Annotated in this window: 16 protein-coding genes; 6 read left to right on the plus strand and 10 right to left on the minus strand. The window is 61.8% G+C overall.

Annotated elements, in window-relative coordinates:
• Positions 1-61: 61 nt before the first annotated feature.
• Positions 62-2,464: a xanthine dehydrogenase molybdopterin binding subunit gene (gene xdhB / locus AC2FM5_RS05635; RefSeq protein ID WP_496734351.1), complete on the minus strand. Its 2,403-nt coding sequence runs from the start codon at positions 2,462-2,464 to the stop codon at positions 62-64.
• A complete protein-coding gene (gene xdhA / locus AC2FM5_RS05640; RefSeq protein WP_496734352.1) occupies positions 2,461-3,822 on the minus strand; it encodes a xanthine dehydrogenase small subunit in 1,362 nt (453 codons plus the stop codon). The genes xdhB and xdhA overlap by 4 nt, the downstream gene beginning before the upstream one ends.
• A gap of 345 nt (positions 3,823-4,167) precedes the next feature.
• Here xdhA and dnaE point away from each other — a divergent pair, with 345 nt between their 5' ends.
• Positions 4,168-7,668 carry a DNA polymerase III subunit alpha gene (dnaE, locus tag AC2FM5_RS05645; protein ID WP_496734353.1) on the plus strand — a complete coding sequence of 1,167 codons (3,501 nt, stop codon included), beginning with the start codon at positions 4,168-4,170 and terminating at the stop codon, positions 7,666-7,668.
• 20 nt (positions 7,669-7,688) lie between these two features.
• Here the strand turns inward: dnaE and AC2FM5_RS05650 are convergent, their stop codons facing one another.
• From AC2FM5_RS05650 to AC2FM5_RS05660, 3 genes are all read right to left on the minus strand, one after another.
• Complete coding sequence (locus AC2FM5_RS05650; RefSeq protein WP_496734354.1) at positions 7,689-11,780, minus strand: translocation/assembly module TamB domain-containing protein; 4,092 nt, start codon at positions 11,778-11,780, stop codon at positions 7,689-7,691.
• Complete coding sequence (locus tag AC2FM5_RS05655) at positions 11,777-13,504, minus strand: autotransporter assembly complex protein TamA (RefSeq protein WP_480774676.1); 1,728 nt, start codon at positions 13,502-13,504, stop codon at positions 11,777-11,779. Before AC2FM5_RS05655 ends, AC2FM5_RS05650 begins: the two co-directional genes overlap by 4 nt.
• Positions 13,505-13,735: 231 nt before the next feature.
• Positions 13,736-14,959, minus strand: a complete 1,224-nt coding sequence (locus AC2FM5_RS05660) for a urate hydroxylase PuuD (RefSeq protein WP_170366689.1) — start codon at positions 14,957-14,959, stop codon at positions 13,736-13,738.
• Positions 14,960-15,054: 95 nt separating this feature from the next.
• Between AC2FM5_RS05660 and AC2FM5_RS05665 the strand changes: the two genes are divergently transcribed.
• Positions 15,055-15,969 (plus strand): LysR family transcriptional regulator, encoded by a 915-nt coding sequence (locus AC2FM5_RS05665; protein ID WP_170337484.1) that lies wholly within the window; start codon positions 15,055-15,057, stop codon positions 15,967-15,969.
• A gap of 4 nt (positions 15,970-15,973) precedes the next feature.
• Here the strand turns inward: AC2FM5_RS05665 and uraH are convergent, their stop codons facing one another.
• Positions 15,974-16,330: a hydroxyisourate hydrolase gene (gene uraH, locus AC2FM5_RS05670; RefSeq protein WP_093963044.1), complete on the minus strand. Its 357-nt coding sequence runs from the start codon at positions 16,328-16,330 to the stop codon at positions 15,974-15,976.
• A 202-nt stretch (positions 16,331-16,532) separates the two neighbouring features.
• On the opposite strand from uraH, the gene puuE reads away from it, so the two are divergent.
• From puuE to AC2FM5_RS05685, 3 genes are all read left to right on the plus strand, one after another.
• The gene (puuE, locus tag AC2FM5_RS05675) at positions 16,533-17,951 is read left to right on the plus strand and encodes an allantoinase PuuE (RefSeq protein ID WP_496734357.1); all 1,419 of its coding nucleotides are present in this window, start codon (positions 16,533-16,535) and stop codon (positions 17,949-17,951) included.
• Positions 17,948-18,436 carry an ureidoglycolate lyase gene (locus tag AC2FM5_RS05680; RefSeq protein WP_170337816.1) on the plus strand — a complete coding sequence of 163 codons (489 nt, stop codon included), beginning with the start codon at positions 17,948-17,950 and terminating at the stop codon, positions 18,434-18,436. Before puuE ends, AC2FM5_RS05680 begins: the two co-directional genes overlap by 4 nt.
• 66 nt (positions 18,437-18,502) lie before the next feature.
• Positions 18,503-19,930 carry a uracil-xanthine permease family protein gene (locus AC2FM5_RS05685; protein WP_480774679.1) on the plus strand — a complete coding sequence of 476 codons (1,428 nt, stop codon included), beginning with the start codon at positions 18,503-18,505 and terminating at the stop codon, positions 19,928-19,930.
• 40 nt (positions 19,931-19,970) lie between these two features.
• Here AC2FM5_RS05685 and AC2FM5_RS05690 read toward each other — a convergent pair whose 3' ends face one another.
• The 3 genes from AC2FM5_RS05690 to AC2FM5_RS05700 form a co-directional block, all read right to left on the minus strand.
• On the minus strand, positions 19,971-20,960 hold the full coding sequence (locus tag AC2FM5_RS05690; RefSeq protein WP_496734359.1) for a type I glyceraldehyde-3-phosphate dehydrogenase: 990 nt from the start codon (positions 20,958-20,960) through the stop codon (positions 19,971-19,973).
• Between the two features lie 54 nt (positions 20,961-21,014).
• On the minus strand, positions 21,015-21,338 hold the full coding sequence (locus AC2FM5_RS05695) for a hypothetical protein (protein WP_170337821.1): 324 nt from the start codon (positions 21,336-21,338) through the stop codon (positions 21,015-21,017).
• 111 nt (positions 21,339-21,449) lie between these two features.
• On the minus strand, positions 21,450-22,283 hold the full coding sequence (locus AC2FM5_RS05700; protein WP_496734361.1) for a bifunctional allantoicase/(S)-ureidoglycine aminohydrolase: 834 nt from the start codon (positions 22,281-22,283) through the stop codon (positions 21,450-21,452).
• Positions 22,284-22,427: 144 nt separating this feature from the next.
• Between AC2FM5_RS05700 and AC2FM5_RS05705 the strand changes: the two genes are divergently transcribed.
• On the plus strand, positions 22,428-22,817 hold the full coding sequence (locus tag AC2FM5_RS05705; RefSeq protein WP_496734363.1) for a hypothetical protein: 390 nt from the start codon (positions 22,428-22,430) through the stop codon (positions 22,815-22,817).
• Between the two features lie 7 nt (positions 22,818-22,824).
• Here the strand turns inward: AC2FM5_RS05705 and AC2FM5_RS05710 are convergent, their stop codons facing one another.
• Complete coding sequence (locus AC2FM5_RS05710; RefSeq protein ID WP_496734365.1) at positions 22,825-23,760, minus strand: 2-hydroxyacid dehydrogenase; 936 nt, start codon at positions 23,758-23,760, stop codon at positions 22,825-22,827.
• Positions 23,761-23,800 lie beyond the last annotated feature (40 nt).

Consider the following 23,800-nt stretch of genomic DNA (forward strand, 5'->3'; position numbering starts at 1 on the left):
ACGCGGGTCACCTTGCCATGCGTTTTGACCGCCTCCCTCAAAGTCTCCCGGTCAAATCCCATCAGCTACCTCCACGCATGCGTTGAATGGCGGTCCAGACCTCTTCGGCGGTGGCCGGGGCATTGATCGCCGGATACTCGTCACCACAGGCCGCAACCGCGTTCGACAGCGCCAGCCAGGCCGAGATGCCCAGCATGAAAGGCGGCTCGCCCACTGCTTTTGAGCGATAGATGGTGTCTTCGCGGTTCTGACCATCCCAAAGCGCTACGTTGAACACACCCGGTCGGTCGGAACAGGCGGGGATCTTGTAGGTTGATGGCGCATGGGTGCGCAGCCGGCCTTTGTCGTCCCAGACCAGTTCCTCGGTCGTCAGCCAGCCCGCACCTTGCACATAGCCGCCCTCGACCTGCCCGATATCCAGCGCAGGGTTCAGCGAAGCACCCGCATCATGCAGGATATCCGTCCGAAGGATGCGGTTCTCGCCGGTCAGAGTGTCCACGGCGACTTCGGTCACCGAAGCTCCATAGGCGAAGTAGAAGAACGGGCGCCCGCGTCCGGCGAATCGGTCCCACTCGATCTTGGGGGTCTTGTAGAACCCGGTTGCCGACAGGCTGATGCGCCCCTGATAGGCCAGCGCCGCGGCTTCGGCAAAGCTGTAGCTTTCCTCGCCCAAGCTGACCCGGCCATCGGCAAAGACGACCGCCGATGGATCGGCCTGATGCCGCTCGGCCAGATAGGCGGCCATCCGGTCGCGGATCGTGTCGCAGGCGGCCTTGACCGCCATCCCGTTCAGATCGCTGCCGGACGAGGCCGCCGTGGCCGAGGTGTTGGGCACTTTGGCGGTATCGGTCGCGGTGATCTTCACCATCTCCAGCGGAATGCCGAACCGCGCGGCCGCCACCTGCGCCACTTTCTGGAACAGGCCCTGGCCCATCTCGGTGCCGCCATGGTTCAGATGGACCGAGCCGTCCTGATAGACATGCACCAGCGCCCCGGCCTGGTTCAGGTGGGTGAGCGTGAAGGAAATCCCGAACTTGACCGGCGAAAAGGCGATGCCTTTCTTGATCACGCGGTTCTGGGCATTCCACTTCTCGACCGCCGCCTTGCGGGTTGCGTAATCGCAGGACTCCAGCAAGGCTTCGGTCATGGGATGTAGCTCGAAATCGGTGACTTCCATGCCATAGGGGGTGGTGTTCCCACCCGCGGGGACGGGGCGCAGCACCGAGCGGCCGGTTTCGACCGCGCCGCGGCTGGTCAGGTCTTCATGCGGATCTGGGTGGCCCAGCGGCTTGTCCCGCACCGGTTCTTCAACGCTTGCGTGCGCCGGTTCATAGTAATTCCGCCGCCGCAGCTCGACCGGGTCCAGCCCCAGCACATGCGCCGCGTGATCCATCACCCGCTCGATCCCCACCATGCCCTGCGGTCCGCCAAAGCCGCGATAGGCGGTTGCGGACTGCGTGTTGGTCTTCAGCCGATGGCTCTCGATCCGCGCATTGGGCAGCAGGTAGGCGTTGTCGGAATGCAGCATCGCCCGGTCGGCGACCGGCAGCGACAGGTCCTGCGCCCAACCGCAGATGGCGTAGTGCAGGAAAGAAACACCCTGAATGTGGCCGTTTTCGTCAAAGCCGACCTTGTAGCTGATGCGGAAGGCGTGGCGCTTGCCGGTGATGGTCATGTCATCATCCCGGTCATAGCGCATCTTGCAGGCTCGACCGGTTGCCCGTGCCGCAACTGCGCAGGCCACGGCCAGCGCGTTGCCCTGGCTTTCCTTGCCACCGAACCCGCCGCCCATCCGCCGGGTTTCGACCCGTACCGCGTGCATGGGAACGCCCAAAGCGTCGGCCACCTTGTGTTGAATCTCGGTCGGGTGCTGGGTCGAGGAATGCACCAGCATGTCGCTGCCTTCATTCGGCACCGCCAACGCGGCCTGACCTTCCAGATAGAAATGCTCCTGCCCGCCGATCTCGAACGTGCCTTCGACCACATGCGACGCCTGCGCGATGGCGGCTTCTGCATCGCCTTTCGCATAGATGCGGGGGCCGTCCTCGAACCGGCTGTCTGCGGCCAGAGCCTCTTCGATCGTCAGGATCGGCGTTTCCTCGGCATAGTCGATTCTGCCCAACCGCGCGGCCTTGCGGGCGGCCAAGTGGCTGGTGGCGACAACCAGAAACACGGGCTGGCCCACGTAATTCACGGTGCCGTCGGACAGCAATGGTTCGTCATGGATCGAGGGCGAGACGTCATTGGCAAAGGGCAGGTCCTCAGCGGTTATCACCATCACGACCCCCGGGGCCGCGCGGACATCTGACAGGTCCATCGCCGTTATCCGGCCCTTGGCGATCGGGCTCAGGCCGAACGCCAGATGCAACGTGCCCTTGGGCGTCGGAATGTCGTCAACATAACGGGCGACGCCGGACACATGCAGGGGTGCGGCGTCATGGGACAGCGGCTTGGTCACGCTCATGCCGACACCTCCAGCACATTGGTCAGCTCGCCCTGATCTTCCAGGAAATAGCGTTCGAGCATGGCCTTTGCGGTCTCCAGCCGGTAGCGGGCCGAGGCACGCATGTCGCTCATCGGGGAATAGTCCTCGGCAAAGGCCGGCAAAGCGCTTTGAACGGTTTCCGCCGTCCACGGGCGACCGGTTAGCGCGGCCTCAACCTGAGTCGCGCGTTTCGGCACACCGGCCATTCCGCCAAAGGCGATCCGGGCTTGCGAGACGACGCCGTCAGAAACGGTAATGTTGAAACAGCCGCATACGGCCGAAATATCCTGATCGAACCGTTTGCTCAGCTTGTAGCATTTCAGCCGATCGGGTTGACGCAGAAAGCTGACCGCTTCCACGAACTCGCCGGGCGCGCGATCCTGCTTTCCATAGTCAATGAAGAAATCTTCAAGAGGGATCGACCGGCGCTCGTCGCCCTTGCGCAGATGCAGCGTGGCCCCCAGCGCGATCAGCGCGGGCGGGTTGTCCCCGATGGGCGAGCCGTTGGCGATGTTGCCGCCCACCGTGGCCGCATGGCGCACTTGAACGCTGGCATAGCGCCGGATCATCTCGGCATAGGACGGATGCAGATCGGCCATCGCCGCGCCCAGGCGGTTCATGTCCACCATCGCGCCGATGTGGACCTCGTCTTCGGTGATCGAAATTTCCTTCAGATCGTCGCAGCCGCCCAGAAAGATCACCGGGTCAAGGTTCCGCAGCTGTTTGGTGACCCAAAGGCCGACATCGGTGGCGCCCGCGATCAAAGTTGCAACGGGATGGGCGGCAAGTACTTTGGCCAATTCGTCGGATGACTTCGGCAGAAGGGGCGAGGCCGGCTTGGCCGCAACCGGCTTGTCCTTGACCCAGACCGGCACCGGCTGGTCTTCGACGGCCTTTGCCGCGCGGATGATCGGCGCATAGCCGGTGCAGCGGCACAGGTTACCGGCCAGTTGCGTGTCATGATCCGTCGCGCCATTCGCGTGGCTGGCCACCATCGCCATCACGAAACCGGGCGTGCAGAATCCACATTGCGAGCCATGAAGGTCCACCATCGTCTGCTGCACGGGATGCGGCTCGCCGTCGGGCCCGCTCGCCCCCTCGACCGTGCGCACTGCCTTGCCGTGCAGTTGAGGCAGAAAAAGAATGCAGGAATTCAGCGCTTTGGCGCCGGCCTCATCCGTCACCATGACGGTGCAGGCCCCGCAATCGCCCTCGTTGCAGCCTTCCTTCGTGCCGGTCAGACCGCGATCCTCGCGCAGCCAATCCAGCAATGTGGCCGTCGGATCGACATCCGCCAGCTCCACTGTCTCTCCGTTCAGAAGAAACGTGATATTCATTCTTGAAACCCGTCGCCTTACCCGGTTGCGCCCATGGGTGCTCCTGTCTCGATGCGACGTAGAGATAGAAGCGGGCTTGTCGCTTGCCTGAAGATGTTAGAAACAGCCTGTGCGCGCTGGCAAGAAAAACTGCCTGCCGAATGTACCATTCCCGATCCCATGCCTTGATATGCACCACGTCATTATTATCTAGGCATCTGAATTGAAAGAGATTTTGGTGTAACCCAGGTGGCGTCGGCTGAAGCACCTTCTGGAATCTCCGAATAATGCGCGGCTATTTTTTCAGCAATCACCTCTAACTGTTCCGGCTTTTTCCCGGGTCGCGAGTGCGATAGCCTGCCTCGTATGAGCAGTACTCCTCGATTCATCCACCTCCGAGTTCACACCGAATACTCCCTTCTTGAGGGGGCGGTGCGCCTGAAGAAACTGCCAACGCTGTGCGAGCAGATGGACATGCCGGCCGTTGCGGTGACGGACACCAACAACATGTTCGCGGCGCTGGAATTCTCGGTCACCGCAAGCGGTGCGGGTGTGCAGCCGATCATGGGCTGCCAGGTTGATCTGGCGTATGTTCAGGCGCAGCCGGGGGAAAAACCCAAGCCCCCTGCGCCGATTGTACTGCTGGCACAGTCTGAGACGGGGTACGAGCATCTGATGAAGCTCAGCTCGTGCCTGTATGTGGACAAGGGCGGGCAGTTGCCGCAGGTCACGCTTGAGGAGTTGGCTGCGCATTCCGATGGGCTGGTCTGCTTGACCGGCGGACCGGACGGCCCCGTTGGCCGCCTGTTGCAGCAGGGCCAGCGTCCGGCGGCCGAGTTGCTGGTAGATCGGTTGGCCGCGATGTTCCCCGATCGGCTTTATATCGAACTGCAACGTCATCCCGGCGAGGATGGCCAGCCCGAGGCCGAGCGCCTGACCGAGCGCGGCCATGTGGAAATGGCCTATGCCAAGAACCTGCCTCTGGTGGCCACGAATGACGTCTATTTCCCGACCTCGGATATGTATGAGGCGCATGATGCGCTGATCTGCATTGCCGAGGGTGCCTATGTCGACCAGCAGGAAGGTCGTCGCCGCCTGACCGCGCAGCATTACTTCAAATCTCCGCAGGAAATGGCCACGCTCTTTGCCGATCTGCCCGAGGCGATCGCAAACACGGTCGAGATTGCCAAACGTTGCGCCTTCATGGCCTACAAGCGGGATCCGATCCTGCCGAAATTCGCCGATGACGAGGTCGAGGAGCTACGCCGCCAGGCCAACGAGGGTCTGCAGGCCCGACTGGCGGTGATCCCGCACGCTGTCCCACCTGAGGAATACCAGAAGCGTCTGGATTTCGAATTGGACATCATCGAGGGCATGGGGTTCCCCGGTTACTTCCTGATCGTTGCGGACTTCATCAAATGGGCCAAGGATCATGACATCCCCGTCGGTCCGGGCCGTGGCTCGGGCGCGGGTTCGCTGGTGGCCTATGCGCTGACGATTACCGACCTTGACCCGTTGCGTTACAGCCTGCTGTTCGAACGCTTCCTGAACCCCGAACGGGTGTCGATGCCCGACTTTGACATCGACTTCTGCATGGACCGCCGCGAAGAGGTGATCCGGTATGTTCAGCAGAAATACGGCCGCGACAAGGTTGGCCAGATCATCACCTTCGGCGCGCTCTTGTCCAAGGCCGCGGTGCGCGACATCGGGCGGGTGCTGCAGATGCCTTACGGCCAGGTGGATCGCCTGTCCAAGATGATCCCGGTCGAAGGCGTCAAGCCGGTGTCGATCGAGAAGGCCCTGAAAGACGAACCGCGTCTGCGCGAAGAAGCCCGCAACGAAGAGGTGGTCGACCGCCTTCTGACTTATGGCCAGCAGGTCGAGGGGCTGCTGCGCAACGCTTCGACCCACGCCGCTGGCGTGGTGATCGGCGACCGGCCGCTGGACGAGCTGGTGCCGCTCTATCAGGACCCCCGCTCGGACATGCCTGCCACCCAGTTCAATATGAAGTGGGTCGAACAGGCCGGCCTGGTGAAATTCGACTTTCTGGGCCTCAAGACTCTGACGGTCATCCAGAACGCCATGGACCTGATCTTCAAGTCCGGACGGCCATTGCACGTGGCGGCCGACGGTCGGCAGCTTTATGAGCCGGCCGAGGGGGCCGAGAACCAGATCAACGCCATCCCGCTGGATGACCCGGCCACCTACAAGCTCTATTCCGCGGCCAAGACCGTGGCGGTGTTCCAGGTTGAAAGCTCGGGCATGATGGATGCGCTCAAGCGCATGAAACCCACCTGCATCGAGGACATCGTGGCGCTGGTCGCGCTCTACCGTCCCGGCCCGATGGAGAACATCCCGACCTATTGCGAGGTCAAGAATGGCCAGCGCAAGATCACCTCGGTCCACCCGCTGATCGACCACATTCTGGAAGAAACGCAAGGCATCATCGTCTACCAGGAGCAGGTGATGCAGATCGCGCAGGTCATGGCGGGCTACAGCCTCGGCGGCGCCGACCTGCTGCGCCGCGCGATGGGTAAAAAAATCAAAGAGGCGATGGACGCCGAGCGCCCGAAATTCGAGGCCGGGGCAGCCGCGAACGGGGTAGATGCCAAGAAGGCGTCCGAGGTGTTCGACCTGCTGGAGAAATTCGCCAACTACGGCTTCAACAAATCTCACGCGGCGGCCTACGCGGTGGTCAGCTATCAGACCGGCTGGCTGAAGGCGAACCACCCGGTCGAATTCATGGCCGGTGTCATGAACTGCGATATCCATCTGACCGACAAGCTGGCGATCTATTTCGAAGAGGTCCGCAAGGGTTTGGAACTGCCCTACGTGCCGCCTTGCATAAACCGGTCGCAGGCAACGTTTGATGTGGTGGATGGCAAGCTGGTCTATGCGCTGGGCGCGCTCAAGAACGTGGGCGTCGAGGCGATGAACCTCGTGGTGCAGGGCAGGGGCGACAAGCCGTTCGTCAACCTCTTTGACTTTGCCCGCCGGGTCGATCTGAAGAAGGTCGGAAAACGGCCGCTGGAGATGCTGGCGCGCGCGGGCGCCTTTGACGAGCTGGACAAGAACCGCCGCCGGGTCTTCGAAAGCCTCGAACAGCTGGTGCAGTATTCGGCGGCGATCCACGAACAGAAGAACTCGAACCAGGTCTCGCTGTTCGGCGAGGCGGGCGACGACCTGCCCGAACCGCGCCTGTCGAAATCGCCCGACTGGCTACCCGCCGAACGGCTGAGCGAGGAATTCAAGGCCATCGGCTTCTACCTGTCCGGCCACCCGCTGGACGACTATATGCCCGCGCTGAAACGCAAGCAGGTGATGACGCTGGACGAGGTTACCGAAAAGGCACGCTCGGGTCCGTTGATCGCCAAGATGGCCGGTGTGGTCGCCGGGCGACAGGAACGGAAATCGGCCAAAGGCAACCGGTTCGCCTTTGCACAGCTGTCCGACCCGACGGGGGCGTACGAGGTGACGCTGTTCTCGGAAACCCTAGAGAAATCACGCGAATATCTGGAAACCGGCGCGCAGGTCGTGCTGACGGCCGAAGCCACGATGGAGGCTGACCAGCTGAAGCTGCTGGCGCGCTCGGTCGGGCCGGCGGATTCAGTCGTGGCCGAGGCCGGCGCGACCGGGCTTCGTATCTTTTTGGACCAATCACAGGCGCTGTCGACGGTCGCCAGCGTTCTCGCGAATGCTGCGGGGGCGGCCAAAAACGCCTCGAAAGGGCCGATCCATTTGTGTCTGCTGGATCCAGGCTTGCCGGGAGAGGTCGAGATGGACCTGGGGCAGGAATTCCCGATCAATCCCCAGATCAAGGGTGCCATCAAATCACTGGATGGGGTCTTGTCCGTCGAAGAGGTCTAGGGTGGCGGTCCCGCCCAACCCTAGTAGTCACGCTCGAAGAAAATCCCGATGCCGGTATCGCCGCGCCCATCTACGGTGCCGCGCACCGTCACGCTGTCGCTGACGTCCAGGTTCAGGTTCACCTCGGTGTCGCCTTCGGTGTTCACGGTGAAATCGGCGTACAGGTTGTCGCTCAGATAAGCGCCGGCGCCCAGACGCCCGCCGCCGCCCTCGGTCGCGCCGACGTCGACGGTATCTACGCCCGTGGCGTCCCGAACGCCCTTGGTGGCATCGCCACCGGCACCGCTCAGTTGGGCCAGCGACGCGGCCATCTGGGCGATGACAAACGGGGACAGTTCGGAAAAGCGGTTGCCGAACAGCAGCATGGCCAGCGCCTCTTCGGCGGGGCGTTCGGGGTCCGAGAACACATCGACTGTCGGAGAATCCAGAGGGCCCGCGATTTCCAACGTTGCGGTTCCATCCGAAGTGCTGGCCGAGGATTCGAATTCGATATACGGCGTCAGGTCGCCCTGCAGGCTGACCACGCCTTTGGTCAGCGCCAGCCTCCGGCCAAGGATGTCCAGATTACCGCGGATCAGTTCGATCTGGCCCGATGGGATGACGGATTTGGTGGTGCCCTTGATGAAGATCGCACCGCCCAATTCAGCATTCACACCGCGACCTCGCACGAAAACCGCCTTGGGGGCCAACAGGCTGATGTCGAGAGATATGCGAGAGTCCGATTGCGACGTTTTCTCTTTTTCTACCAGCTGCGCCCGTTCCCGAGTGACGTAGCTGGCATTGCTTTCGTTCACGTGTTCGATCTTCGGGATCGGCGCGGCCCCCACCGCGCCTGATGCCGCGGCCAGGTTGATATTGGTCTCGCCAAACGTGATCTGCCCGGCCAGCGAACTGTTCCCTGCCAGGGCGCCCGTCATAGCGATCTGGCCGTTCAACGTGGTCTCGTACAGAAGATTGTCGGTCAGGACGAGATTGTTGATTGCAGTTGTGATCTGCGCGTTGAAAGGCGGTGTCAGGTCGACCGGGCCACTGACCGTAAATCCGCCTCCGGCGCGCATGCCGCCGCGCATCGAAATCGTTGCTCGGCTGTTGGCAAGGTCTACAGTTCCGCCGATATCGGTGATGGTCTGCCCAACGCTGGGGATCGCCATCGACGTCCCTGAGGTGGTGATCTGACCACTCAGCGACTCCAGCGCCGGCTTGCCCTTCAACGCCAGGTCGAACCGGGCCGATCCGTCGATCTTGTTGGGCGTGATGAAGATGTTTGCAATGCCCAAATTGACGCCGCCCTGTGCGGAGATGTCGGCATTGCCCGAGGCTTCGTCGTAGGTTCCCTTGACTGCACTGCTGATCTCGGCCGGTCCGGCGGCATTGGCATCAATGGTCCACACGCCGTTCTGGCGCGTTGCATTGCCTTTCGCCGTCAAGCTGCCCGGAAACTCGGGCGCAAAACGTTCGACCCGATCAAACTTGGCGTCAAAGTCCAGGTCGGCCGAGCCATCCGTATTTACGCTGCCGACAAGATTGGCATAGGACGTCTCCGGGCCGGTCACTCTGACCGTGCCCTCGACACCGCTGGATGTGGGGGCCACATTCCCGTTCACCTTCAGCGGTCCCGTCAGGGTCTGTGAAACCCGGGCGAGGTCGTCCAACGCGGCGGAGAAGCTCAGCCCTCCGCTTTCGCGGCTCAAGATGCCGGATGCGTTAGCGGACAAGGCTGTCCCTGCAAGCCGGAAGTTGCGAATGTTCAACCCTTCGTCGCCGTTCGATGCGTCGACTGTCAGTGTCGTCTGTCCGGGGATCAGCGCATCCACGGCATCGATTCCGGTCAAGATGTCCTCTGCATTGATTTTGCCCTGCACGTCGAAGACTTTGCTGCCACGGGCCCCTCGACCGGTCACATCCGCCGTGACCGCGCCCGCCAACGTACGGCCTGCCAGTCCGGAAAAGACGGACAGGTCGGGGGCATTGACCTGCGCCTGACCGTCAAAGGCCAGGTTTCCGGTCGGATCGTCGATGGTTGCCGCGACTTGGGCACTCAGCGTGGCTGCGTCAACGGTCGCCTTGCGGATTTCGATCCGGTCACCGGTGCGGGCCCCGTCGAAGTTCAGGACAACGCGGCCGGTCGCAAGCGGATCCACCTGATCCAGCCCGGTTTGCAGGTCTGTAGTCGTCACCTGCGCAGTGCCATCAAACTCAAGGGTCTGCACGGTGCCTTTGCCATCCACCTGGGCCTGAACGGCCCCCGCAAGGTCGCGCTTGGCGAGGCCGGAGAATACAGAGAGGTCCGAGGCATTCACCCGGGCCTGGCCGTCGATGGTCAGATTGCCGTTCGGAGTGGTGACCGCGCCATCCGCCTGTGCGTTCAGCGTTTCGCCGTCGATGGTGAAAGCGCGGATCAGGATGCCGTTTGCATCCCGCTTGGCGTCCAGCGTGATGTCCGTCTCGCCCGCGATGATGGGGTCGATATCGTCTCGACCAGTGGACAGGTTTTTTCCGGAAACGGCCAGCTTGCCGTCAAAACTGCCCTCCAACGGCGAGCCCGCCCCCTCGACCCGGACCGATGCCCGGCCGCCCAGATCCAATTTGGCGACCTCAGAGAAACGAGACAGATCGGACGCCGTTACCTTTGCCGATCCGTCAATCTTCAGACCGCTTTCAAGCCCGCTGACGACAGCATCGGCGGTCGCTGAATAGTCGGTTCCCCCAAGTTCGAAACCCGAGAGTCGGAGCGATTTGTCCCGTCCGTATTCGAACAGGCCATCAAGGGTGACGCGATCGCCCACCGCTGTGTTCAGAGCAGGATCAGCCAAGTCCAAACCGTCCAGAGAGGCTTGAAGGTCTCCGGTCAGGTCCAGACCGCCGATCTGAGTCAGGGTGCCCTGTGCGGTCAACCGCGTGTGCGCAATCTGGACTTGGGGTGTGACAACATTCTCGGTCGTCAGGCTCAGGTCCCAATGATTGCCGTTTTCGTGGTCGAAAAGCGCAGAGAGCTGTGCGGCTTTGACGGATGTGTCTCCTCCACCGAATGGCAGGACCACGTCGTCCCCAGCCGGTGGCGAGATCCGTGCCTGGACGGCTGCCAGTTGCAGCGCTCCGCCTGTTCCAAGGCTGAGCTGCGCTTCCAGTTTCAAAGCTTCGGACGTGATGTCCGCCTCGGTAATCTCCAGCGCACCTTCGGCTCCGGTACGGCCATCGACATACAGACGTGTATCCGTACCGAAGAAGGTATCCATGTTGGCGGCCAGAAAAGGGGTCAGGTCGCCGCCTAGGTCGGCGGTAAAGGCAATGCCTTCGTCTGCCGCCCCTTCGGTCTTCTCGATCCCGCGCAGACGCACCTGGCCCGAGACACGGTCGACATTGTCACTGCTCAGCCCGATATCCGCCGTGAAGTCGGTGATCGGACCGGACCCTTTGGCCGTCAGGCCGATGGGTGGGCTGTCCGGTATATTCAATGCGGTCGAAATCAGCCCACCTGACGCCTCGGAGACGGTCAGGTCCAGGTCGATTTGCCGGCTTTCGTTCTGGAAACCGGCCACAAGATTTATCTGATCGCCGGCCCGGTCCAACCGATTGATATCCAGCTTGGTGTCCAGCGCGCCATCGGCAAGATTCAGGTTTCCGTCCACTGAAAGGTCTGCTGCAACGCCGATCAGCGGTTCGCCCAGGGACAACTCGTCGACGCGCAGTTCACCGATCTCAATCGCCACGGGCAGTTCTGGCAGTTGAAAGGGTTCGGTCTCGGCGGTGGCGGCCGGTTCGTCCGTGGTGGTCTTGCCGGGTGCGCGTGCGATGTCGATTTCTTCGGCGGTCAGGGCGTTCACGGAAAACCGGCCGCGGATCAGGGCCAGCCGGCTCCAATCCAGCTCGGCGTTCTTGATGGTCAGCCAGACTCCTTCGTCGTCGGCCACCGTGATCTCCTGGATGCGTGCGCGAGAGCTCAGCGCGCCCTCCAAGCCGATGACCCGGATATTTCGGTTGTCTCCGGATAACGTGTTCTGCAGGAAATCGGTCAGCAGACCGCCGCTCTCTTCCTCTTGCGCGGCCACGGGGCCGGACAGGGCAAAGGCGGTTGCCCCGACCGCCAGAGGATATGAAAGGTAACGCCTCAAAATGCTTGCCCGATCCCGATATAGAACTGCAGCCCGTTGCCCGTGTCACCTTGCACAGGCACCGCCAGGTCCAGCCTTAGCGGGCCGAAGCCGCCCAGATCGTACCGAACGCCAAGGCCCGCGCCCGCGTGGTACTCGGCGCCACTGCCGATGAACGAGGACGTGTCTACGATACCGTAGTCGTAAAACCCAACAAGAGACAGCTTTTCGGTGACCTTGCCGCGCACCTCGCCCGACAGGCCAAGAAAGGACTTGCCGCCGGCAATCCCCGTGCCGACGGGGACACCAAGGCTTTCATAGGGCTGACCGCGAACGGTGCCCGCGCCGCCGGAGAAGAACAGGAAATCCGGTGTGACACCATCCGCCGGGGGGCCAAGGATCGATCCAAGTTGTACCCGCCCGGCCAGCACGATCCGGCCGCCAGTGCCCAGGCTGGTATAGGCGCGACCGTCGAAAAACAGGCGCAGCCCGGTATCCGTGCCCGAGATGCCGACAAAGGGCATGAACTGGCTGTCCAGGTAATACCCGCGGGTGGCGCTGACCTTGCTGTCGCGTTTGTCCCACTCGGACCGGAACGGAATGATGAAATATCTGAACTTGCGGCCGTCACCATAGGCGTCGTCAGCGTTCGAGATGGAAAAGCCCACAGCCGCCTCGGCATACAACTCGTCCGAGAACGTCCGCCGCGCACCATAGGTCAGCGAGGCAACCGACACGCTGTAATTGTCGGTATTTCGGCGCTCGAGCAGCGCGCTCCAGAAGGTGTTGTCGTCGGGGCCCAATCGGTCAGGCTGATCCAGACGCAGACCCAACCGCCCGTCGATATCCTCTGACCCGCCGATATTTCGGATGGCGGCCTCAAAGCGTAGCCGCTGGGCGCGCCGGAACACGTTGCGGTGGGTCCAGGTCGCGGTCAGGTCCAAGCCATCGCGCGAGGCCAGTTCGACCCCAAACGTCAGGCGGCGTTTGGGCAAGTCCTCGAAGGTGGCGTCGAAATCCAGCGTGCCGTCCGGGTTCGGCGTGTCCCGTTCCTGGATCGAGACGGTGCTGAACGTACCAGTCCGCCGCAGCCGTGTGCCGACCTTTTGCAACTTTTCGGGCGAGTAGACCTCGCCCGACGGAAAACCGGCGATTTTCTCGATCGAACTGTGGCGGACATCGGTGCCGCCTTCGATATACATCTTGCCGAACTTCAGGCGCGGCCCCTGATCCAGGTCGATCCGGGCGTCCAGCTGGGCCTGTGCGTGCCGGGCGATGATCTGTTGATCGCGCAGTTTCGCTTTGGCGTGGCCCGCGTCCTTCCAAGCCTGAATCCCGTCCGAAGTCGCCTGTTGAATGGCGCCGGTCGTGGCCAGCTTGCCGGGGGCAAACTCTTCGGGCAATTCGGTATCGGGGGCCAAAGGCTGAACGACTGCGGTTCCGAAATTGTACGCTTTGCCGGGGCGAATGGTGATCGTTGCCCGATTGATCTGCGCAGGAACGCTCAGCGAGCTGAGATCTGCCGCTTCCTTCCCGTCCAGCTTGATGCTGACCGACGGGCCGAAATATCCGGCATCATAGAGAATTTGCACGATCGTTCGGTAATCCGACAACGCGGCTGACAGAACTTCAAGCGGCGTGTCCAGACCCCGGTTGTCGGCAGTCATGACCGAGGACGTTTCCTCAATCTGCTTTTTCAAGTCGTCCGACAAACCTGGCGCTGCAAGCGATGTTTCCAGTGCCATCGCACAGGTCGGGGCGAGGGCAAAAAACACACCCGCACACCAGTTCTTCAGACCGCCCCTACGTCTGCTCGCCTGCATCAAATGGCTCCACCTGTCCCGGGCCGCATTGATTTGCGCTGCTTGTCGCGGCGCCGCGATCCCTTGGAAACAGTTAGATCATCTCAAACCGCTCAGGCAAAGAAATAAACGCGGATTTCCCAGTTCCCATGCGAAGTTGTGGAAAAGCTGCCGCTACAGGCCCGCGTTTCGGAACCAGCGGATAATGGCCTCGCGGTCTTCGGGTTCCATATAGGTGACGTTGGCCGGCGGCATCGCGTGGCTGACTCCAGCCTGCAGATAGATTTGCTCGGCATTGCGCGCGATGTCACCTTCGGTCTCCAGAAGAACACCCTTGGGGGCCCAGAGGATTCCGTCCCAGACGGGCTCGCGCGCGTGACACATGGAACAGCGCCCCAAGACTACGTCATGGGCTTCTTCAAAGCCGCTGGCCTGCACAAAGCGCTCCTCGAACTGGGTCAGAGGCTGCGCCTCGGCCTCTTCCAGCGGTTTGTACATCGGCGCAGTGGACAGCCACATGATGGCGATGAACAGCAGGGCCGTCACAAGCCAGGTCCAGGTCGGGTTGCCGGCCCGGGCGTGGCGGGTATTGAAGTAGTGCCGGATGGTGACACCCATCAGGAAGACCAGCGCCGCGATGATCCAGTTGTATTCGGTCGCAAAAGCCAAGGGATAGTGGTTCGACAGCATCAGGAAGACCACCGGCAAAGTCAGATAGTTATTGTGGGTCGAGCGCAGCTTGGCGATCTTGCCGTATTTCGGGTCCGGGGTGCGGCCGTTTTTCAGGTCGTCCACAACGATCCGTTGGTTGGGCATGATGATGAAAAACACATTGGCCGTCATGATCGTGGCGGTGAAGGCGCCCAGATGCAGCATCATCGCGCGGCCGGTGAAGATCTGGTTGTATCCCCAGCCCATCGCCACCAGCAGAACGAACAGCAGCAGCATCAGCAGGGTCGGACGCTCACCCAGGCCAGATTTGCACAGGAAGTCATAGATCAGCCAGCCCACGGTCAGCGACGCCGCCGAGATCAGGATGCCCTGCCAAAGCGCCAGATCGGCCTTCTGTGCGTCGATCAGATACAGCTCGCCGCCCACCCAATAGACGATCATCAACAAGGCCGCACCGCTGAGCCAGGTTGCATAGCTTTCCCATTTGAACCAGGTCAGGTGGTCGGGCATCCGCTCGGGCGCCACAAGGTATTTCTGAATATGGTAGAAGCCGCCGCCATGCACCTGCCATTCCTCGCCATCCGCAGGACCGGGGATGTCGCGGTTCAGGCCGAGGTCCAGCGCGATGAAATAGAATGACGATCCGATCCAGGCGATTGCCGTGATGACATGCAGCCACCGCACCGCAAATGCCATCCAGTCCCAGAACACGGCGAATTCATACATGCAAAGCTCTCCGATTGCTTGCCGACACACTAGGCAAACGGGGTTTTCTTCGGTATTCCCGTATATTGTCAAACTGTATCAAAAAAAACGAAAAGATGTCCTATCTCGACAATATCCGTACCTTTGTCCGGGTCTATGATCTTGGCAGCATGTCCGCGGCCGGGCGCGATCTGCGAATCTCGCCAGCGGTGACTTCGGCGCGGATTTCCCAGCTCGAAGATCATTTGGGTGTGCGATTGTTCCAGCGTACGACCCGAAACCTCAGCCCGACCGAGCAGGGCCGGGCGTTCTACCCCGGTGCGGTTGCGGTTCTGGATGCCGTGAACGAGGCCGAAGCGCAGGTCGTGCACCTGACCGAAGCGCCCCGGGGATCGCTTTTCGTCGCGGCTCCACTGGGGGTCGGGCGACGGCTGTTGGCGCCTCAAGTGCCTGAATTTCTTGCCGACTACCCCGAGATTGACGTGCGGCTGCGTCTGACGGACAGGTCTGTTGATCTCACAACCGAAGGGCTGGATCTGGCGTTCTTCATCGGTCAACCCGAAGACAGCACATTGCGTATCCGCAAAATCGCGGATTGCCAGCGTGTCTTGTGTGCTGCGCCAGACTATGTCGCGCGCCGGGGCATGCCCCGGACCGGGGCGGAGCTGATCTCGGACCGGCACGAATGCCTGAACCTGCGATTCCCCGGAGCGACCGAGTTCCAATGGCTACTGCAGACAGCCGAAGGACCAAAACGGTTTGCGGTGTCCGGACGGTTCGAGTGCGACGACGGCGATGTTCTGACGGATTGGGCGCTGGCTGGGCAGGGGATCGCGATGAAACCCGTTTTTGAAGTGGCCGAGCATCTCAAGGCCGGGCGTTTGGTGCCTGTTGCCGTCGACACGCCACCGGTTTCGGTCCAGATGGCGTGTCTCTACACGCATCGGCGTCATCAGGACCCCAAGGCGCGTCTGTTCATGGATTTCATGATCTCGCGGATCGGCGACGTGGTGCGGACGTCGCAGGTCTGAGGGGTCAGCTGCCCCGGTAGGTCGAATACCCGAATGGCGACAGCAATAGCGGCACATGGTAATGCGCCTCGGGGTCGGACATGCCGAACCGGATCGGTATTTGATCAAGGAAAAGAGGGTCTTCAACGGCTTGCCCGGAGGCCCGCAAGTAGTCCCCCGCAAAGAAGATCAACTCGTAGATACCGGTCTTGAAAGTCTTTTCCGGCAGGATCGGACTGTCGGTGCGCCCGTCCGCATTGGTTTCCATCTCAACCAGTTTCCGGTGCGAATTGCCGGACACGCGGTACAACGCGATTTTCAGCCCCTCGGCCGGACATCCCCGCGCCGTGTCCAGAACATGGGTCGTCAGATAGCCTGCCACGAGTTGCTCCTGCTGTTGTCTGCACGTTTCGTCTTCGGATGCCATTTTGAGCAATCCGGTTTGCATTGCCCACCTTGCGGCAAAGGCCATGGCGCAGGGAACGCCGAAACAACCGGAAACAGCGTTCGGATTGATTTGATAATCCATCACGGTTTTATGGGATAAACCGAATGGAAGCTTGAAATTGAAGACGGAAAGCAGAATGCAGCCCCCCCGATACCCCCGCGACATGATTGGATACGGAGCCAACCCGCCAGATGCCCAGTGGCCGGGCGGAGCCAAGCTGGCAGTGCAGATCGTGCTGAACTATGAAGAGGGCGGCGAAAACTGCGTATTGCATGGCGACGCTGCGTCCGAGGCATTTCTGTCCGAAATCGTGGGTGCCGCGCCTTGGCCCGGCCAGCGTCATTGGAACATGGAATCCATATATGAATACGGCGCCCGCGCCGGGTTCTGGCGGCTGCATCGCCTGATGGCCGACCTGCCGGTGACCGTCTATGGCGTGGCCACCGCGCTGGCGCGCTCGCCTGATCAGGTGGCGGCGATGAAATCCGCCGGGTGGGAGATCGCCAGCCACGGGCTGAAATGGATCGAACACAAGGATATGCCCGAAGACGAAGAGCGCGCCCAGATCGCCGAGGCGATCCGCCTGCACACTGAGGTGGTCGGAGACCGTCCGCGCGGCTGGTACACGGGGCGGTGCTCGGACAACACCGTGCGGCTGGTGGCCGAGGAAGGCGGGTTTGCCTATGTGGCCGACACCTACGCCGACGATCTGCCTTATTGGATGCATACCGGTGGGCGCGACCAGCTGATCGTGCCCTATACGTTGGACTGCAACGACATGCGATTTGCCACGCCGCAGGGGTTCAACTCGGGCGACCAGTTCTTTGCGTATCTCCGCGACAGCTTCGATGCGCTCTATGCCGAGGGGCAGGCGGGCGCGCCCAAGATGTTGTCGATCGGTCTGCATTGCCGCCTGATCGGCCGGCCGGGCCGGGTGATGGCGCTGAAGCGGTTTCTGGACTATGCGCGCGGCTTTTCCGATGTGTGGTTCGCGACCCGGTTGCAGATTGCCGAACACTGGGCCGCGCATCATCCGCCGCAGGACCGCCCGCGCCCCTCGCAGATGGACCGCGACGCCTTCGTGGCGGCCTATGGCGGTATTTTCGAACATTCACCCTGGATCGCCGAGCGCGCCTGCGCGCTGGAACTGGGCCCCGCTCATGATACGGCGGGCGGGCTACACAACGCGCTGGCACGGGTGTTCCGTTCGGCCTCGCCCGAGGAACGGCTGGGCGTTCTGACCGCGCATCCGGATCTGGCGGGCAAGCTGGCGCAGGCCAAACGCCTGACGGCCGAAAGCACCTCGGAACAGGCCTCCGCCGGGTTGGACGCCCTGACCGACGCCGAGCGCGACGCCTTTACCGATCTGAACACGCGTTACACCGAGAAATTTGGCTTCCCCTTCATCATCGCCGTGCGCGACCACGACAAGGCCTCGATCCTGCAGGCGTTCCAGCGACGCATCGAGAATGACCGCGAGACCGAACTCGCCGAGGCTTGCCGTCAGGTCGAGCGCATCGCCGAGTTCCGGCTGCGCGACGTGCTGCCCTCATGACGCGGATCATTCCTATCGCGCCGCTGACGGCCCAAGCCTTTGCACCGTTCGGCGATGTGCTTGAGGTTTCGGGCACGCCGGACAAGATCATCAACCAGGGTCAGTGCGGGCGATACCATGACCGGGCGGTTCTGGATTTCGCGGATGGGCGCGCGGGGATCAGCCTGTTCGATGCCAATCCGCGGGCATTGCCCTATCAACTGGACATGGTCGAACGTCACCCCCAAGGCAGCCAGGCTTTCGTTCCCATGACCAACCAGCCGTTCCTGGTGATCGTCGCGCCGGATGAGGATGGCGTTCCCGGCCGGCCGCTGGCCTTCGTGACGCAGCCGGGGCAGGCTGTGAACTACCATAGGGGCACGTGGCACGGTGTGCTGACGCCACTGCACGCGCCAGGCCTTTTCGCGGTAGTCGACCGTATCGGTTCAGGCGCAAACCTCGAGGAGCACTGGTTCGATACCCCTTACGAGGTGGTTGAACGCTAAGCCAATTTTGAAGCTGCCGGAGAAGCGGCAAGACCCCCATGAGAAAACAGGGAGACAGTTGAGATCATGGCCGAAACTTCGATAGGAACACCCGATCAGCTTCGGGATCCGAATTACACGCCTGCGCTGCACAAGGCGATACCACTTGGGATTCAGCACGTTCTGGCAATGTTTGTGTCAAACGTGACCCCCGCCATCATCGTGGCCGGTGCGGCCGGGTTTGGCTTCGGGTCGAACTCGCCCGATTTTCCCGAGCTGCTGTATCTGATCCAGATGTCGATGCTGTTTGCAGGGCTGGCTACCTTGTTGCAGACCATCACACTGGGCCCGGTTGGTGCGGCATTGCCCATCGTTCAGGGAACAAGCTTTGCGTTCCTGCCCATCATGATCCCATTGGTGGCTGGCAAGGGCGTTGAGGCCCTTGCCGCGCTGTTCGGAGGCGTTCTGATCGGCGGCATCTTTCACGCCTGCCTTGGGATGTTCATTGGCAAGATCCGCTTCGCTCTGCCGCCATTGGTCACGGGCCTTGTTGTGACGATGATCGGATTGGCACTTGTCAAGGTCGGCATCCAATATGCGGCGGGTGGTGTCCCTGCGATCGGTACGCCGGAATACGGATCGCTGCTCAACTGGTCTGCGGCACTGGTCGTCGTGATCGTCACGCTGGGCCTCAAGTTCTTTGCCCGCGGAATGCTGTCGGTGTCTGCGGTTCTGGTCGGATTGGCTGTCGGCTATGTCTACGCCCTGATGGTCGGAATGGTGACGTTTGAAGCCATTGGAACAAGCTGGTCGCGGGCCGCTGGTTTCGCGCTGCCGGTGCCCTTCAAATATGGGTTCGAATTCTCGCTGGCGGCGGTGATCGGGTTCTGCCTCATGGCTTTCGTGTCAGCGGTCGAAACCGTCGGTGACGTTTCGGGCATTACCAAAGGCGGCGCGGGTCGCGAGGCCACGGACAAAGAGATCGCGGGAGCGACCTACGCAGATGGTGTTGGCACGGCCGTCGCCGGTATGTTTGGCGGTTTGCCGAATACCTCGTTCAGTCAGAATGTCGGCCTGATCGCGATGACCGGAGTCATGAGCCGCCATGTCGTCACGATTGGTGCGCTGTTCCTGATCCTGTGCGGACTTGTTCCCAAGGTCGGCGCCATCATACGCACTGTTCCGATCGAAGTTCTGGGGGGCGGTGTGATCGTCATGTTCGGCATGGTGGTGGCTGCCGGCATTTCGATGTTGTCCGACGTGGACTGGAACCGCCGCAACATGGTGATATTCGCAATCTCGCTGTCGATCGGGCTTGGTTTGCAGCTGGAGCCCGGCGCGGTTCAGCACTTGCCGGACACAATCCGCATCCTGATGACAAGCGGACTGCTGCCTGCGGCGCTGATCGCCATCGTGCTGAACCTCATTCTGCCGCATGAACTGGCCGAGGAGTCGACCGAAGAGGTCTCGGGCGGAATGGCCGGTCACGGCGCTGGCAGTTTGCCGCACGACTGAAACCTGTAACTCAGCCCTGCAGCGCCAAGCGCGCTGCGGGCTATTCCGTCTGAGCCATCATCCCGGCGACATCGAGCATACGGGCCGAAAAACCCCACTCATTGTCATACCATCCGAAAACCCGGACCTGATTTTGCCCGACGACTCGTGTTTCCGGTCCGGCAATCACCAGCGATTCCGGTCGCGTACGCAGATCGGACGAGACCAGCGGCAAGTCGGTCCAGCCGAGCACCTTTGATGCCTCGACGGCGCGGCTCAATTCGGCAGAGAACAGCTCCGGATCCATTCCATTTTGCAGGGTCACGACCAGATCCACCGCCGAGACGCTGGCAGTGGGCACCCGAACCGCCGCGCCCGAGACGCGGCCTGCAAGATGCGGCAGAACCACGTCGATCAGATGGGTCGCGCTTGACGTGGTGGGTACCATCGACAAGGCCCCGGCCCGCGACCGCGCCAGGTCGCCGCGCGGAGCGTCCACCATCGGCTGGCTGTTTGTGTAGCAGTGAATCGTGGTCATGTGCGCTGAGGCGATGCCTCCGATCTCGTCGATCACCTTGGCCAGCGGCGCCAGCGCGTTGGTGGTGCAGGACGCGTTCGACACAATCCGGGCACTGCCCAGCATGTCTTCGTTGGCACCCAGAACGATCGTTGTTTCGGCGGCCGGGGACGGGCCGGAAATCAGCACCTTGCCAGCCCCTGCCTGCAGGCCCCGGATTGCGACGTCCGAGCTGCGCGCGATACCCGTGCAATCCAGCATCACGTCCACGCCGGACAGATCGACATCGGCAAGGTCGTCGCTGTGGCTCAGTGGAATCGAATGTCCATCTACCTGCAAGGCCCCGGCGCTGGTTTCGACCGAACCGGCATAGGGGCCGAACGTGCTGTCGTACTTGAACAGATAGGCACAGGTCTCCAGCGGTGCGATGTCGTTGATCAGCACCACTTGAACATCCGAACCCGCTGGCAGGGCCATGACCTGCCGCAGGATCGTGCGGCCGATGCGGCCGAATCCGTTAATTGCGAGTTTCATGCGCAAGCTATGGCAGGCCGTTTGACCGACCTCAATGCCCGTATGGCGTCGCCGCTATCCGCAGCTGACCTGCGAGAAGAACTGGCCCGAAATATTCTGGTACATGCTTGACCGGATCACCTTGCACCCGGTTGCCTGCTGGATGGCCGCAATGGCCTGAACCGTGCGCAGGCGCGGCGGCGGGCCGAACGGGTTGAGGTTATTGTTGTCGCGGGTCGCACGATACACGACAGGGGCGTCCGCAACCTGCGTCACAGCCCATGTGCGGCTCATGACGGATACGGTTTTGGTCGCTTCCTTTGCCACGACCGGGGCGGTGTCGACGGCGACCATGAGGCCGATCATGGCCAGTGCCGTCAGAGGGGCGCGCAGTTTCATCGACCAATCTCCACGAATGAACAAAACGAAATCACCTCTGATTTCAGCAAATTCCGCCGTCCCTGTGAACCCCTGCCGACGCAAAAGCCCGTTTTCAGAACCTTTTGCTGGTCATCGTGTGCACAGTTTCAACGGCATGTGCCGATTGACGTCCTTGTAGAGCAGATACCGGAATCGCCCCGGCCCGCCCGCGTAGCAGGCTTGAGGACAGAACGCGCGCAACCACATGTAGTCACCGGCCTCGACCTCGACCCAATCCTGGTTCAGTCGATAGACGGCCTTGCCCTCAAGCACATAAAGCCCGTGCTCCATGACATGCGTTTCGGCAAAGGGGATGACCCCGCCTGGTTCAAACGTGACAATGTTCACATGCATGTCATGGCGCAGATCACTTGGATCCGCGAAGCGCGTGGTGGCCCACCGACCTTCGGTGCCGGGCATTGGGGTTGGGGCGACGTCGCGTTCGTTGGTGATGATCGGATCGGGGGCCGGCAATCCGGGTACGGCCTCATAGGCCTTGCGTACCCAATGGAACCGGGCCACGGCGTCAGAGCGGTTGTGCAAGGTCCAATCGGACCCGGGCGGAATGTAGGCATAGCCCCCTGTGTCCAGCTCGTGGACCTGCCCCGCAAGGGTCAGGGTAACCGACCCTTCGACGACGAAGACCACGCCTTGAGCCTTCGGGTCCGTCTCGGGCGTATCGCTGCCGCCGCCCGGCTGGACCTCCATGATGTATTGCGAAAACGTCTCGGCAAACCCGCTGAGGGGGCGCGAAAGGACCCACAGTCGGGTCTGTTCCCAAAACGGCAGAAAGCTGGTCACGATGTCGCGCATCGTGCCTTTCGGGATGACGGCATAGGCGTCAGTGAACATGGCGCGGTCGGTCAGCAGCTGAGTCTGGTCCGGAAGCCCGCCGGTGGGCGCGTAGTAATTTTGATGAGCCATTCCTGTGCCTCAAGCTTGGTTTGCGATTACTATGGTCGCATCAGCGGCGGGCCGATAGCGCCGGCAGTCCGATAGGTTTGTTCGGCATTATTTGAAGGTCCGGCCGCGGGGGCTTGGCCCTGATTGCTCGGATGTATATTCTTGGTGCAGATCAATTTTCACGAAAGCGAGTTTCGCATGACTGTCCGGTTGCCTGCTGCCCTGTTTGCGCTGTTTTTGTCGGGTGTCGTGGGGGCGGTCGATGCCAAGCCTCTGTCCCGGATCATCGCCGAAATGGGGCTGAGCCCGGAAGACTATCAGGTTCTGGACGCGACGACGTCTTCGATGCTGGCAGGCGGGACCCCAAGCGCCGGGCAGGAGCGCAACTGGGTCAACGAGAAAACGGGCACCAAAGGCACAGTCAGGATACGGGACGTGAAGGATAACTGCGTTCACTTCCAGCACTTTGTGCAGCCGTCCGGGGCGGCGCCCAACCCGGAAATCCGCACCCGTCAGTGCAAGGATGCCAGCGGCAATTGGATTTTGACGCCGTAATCGCGGATCAGTAACCGCGGCTGCGATCAACCTCGTGCAGCAGGGGCTGACCTGCACTCAGCCGCAGAAAGTTCTGGGCAACATCCGCCAACGCATCACCCAGATGCCATCCCGACACATGCGGTGTGATCGTGACCGCCGGGTGCCGCCATAAGGGGCTGTCTTTGGGCAACGGCTCTTGTGCGGTCACATCGAGAACCGCGTGCCCAAGACGACCCCGGTCAAGTGCCTCGATAAAGGCTTCCTCGTCGATCAGGTCGCCACGTCCCGCATTCAACAACTGGCTGCCGTCCTTCATCGCGCCGAGCATTTCTGCGTCAAACAAGCCGATGGTTTCGGGGGTCGAGGGCAGGATCGCGCAGACATGGTCGCAACCGCGCAGCATTCCCGGCAAAGCATCCTGCCCGTGCAGACAGGTCACATCTTCGATTTGCTTGGGCGACCGGCTCCAGCCGATGACCTGAAACCCGACATCGCGCAGCATGCGGGCGGTACGGCTGCCGATATGGCCCAGCCCCAGAACTCCGACTACGGTGTCAGATGTCAGCACCGGCGCTTTCGGCCGCCACTCAGCCCGCCGCTGAGCGTCCGCGTGAAAGCCCATGTTCCGGTGAGCGTACAGGATATAGGCCAGAAACCACTCTGCGATGCCTTGCGCCGGGGCGTCCGGTTTCAGGCGGGCCACGCGGACATGCGCGGGCAGGGCGGGGTTCGACACGATTGTCTCGACCCCGGCGCCCAACTTTTGCACCAGCTGCAGATTGGGCAGGCGGCTCGCGTGATCGTCCCGCAGGCCGACAACCGCCACCATGGTGACCTCGGCCGGGTCACCAATGGTGCTTGGCGTGCGCACATCGGCCGTTGGTGCATGTCGCCGTACTTCTTCGGCAATCTCGGCATCGCTCATCCAGTCGGACAGCCCGGTATCGATCAACAACGCCATCTGCGCCCCTCTTCCGTTTCAAATTGATTGCAAGTGACGT

It is taken from the genome of Ruegeria sp. BHSA162, assembly GCF_059613385.1.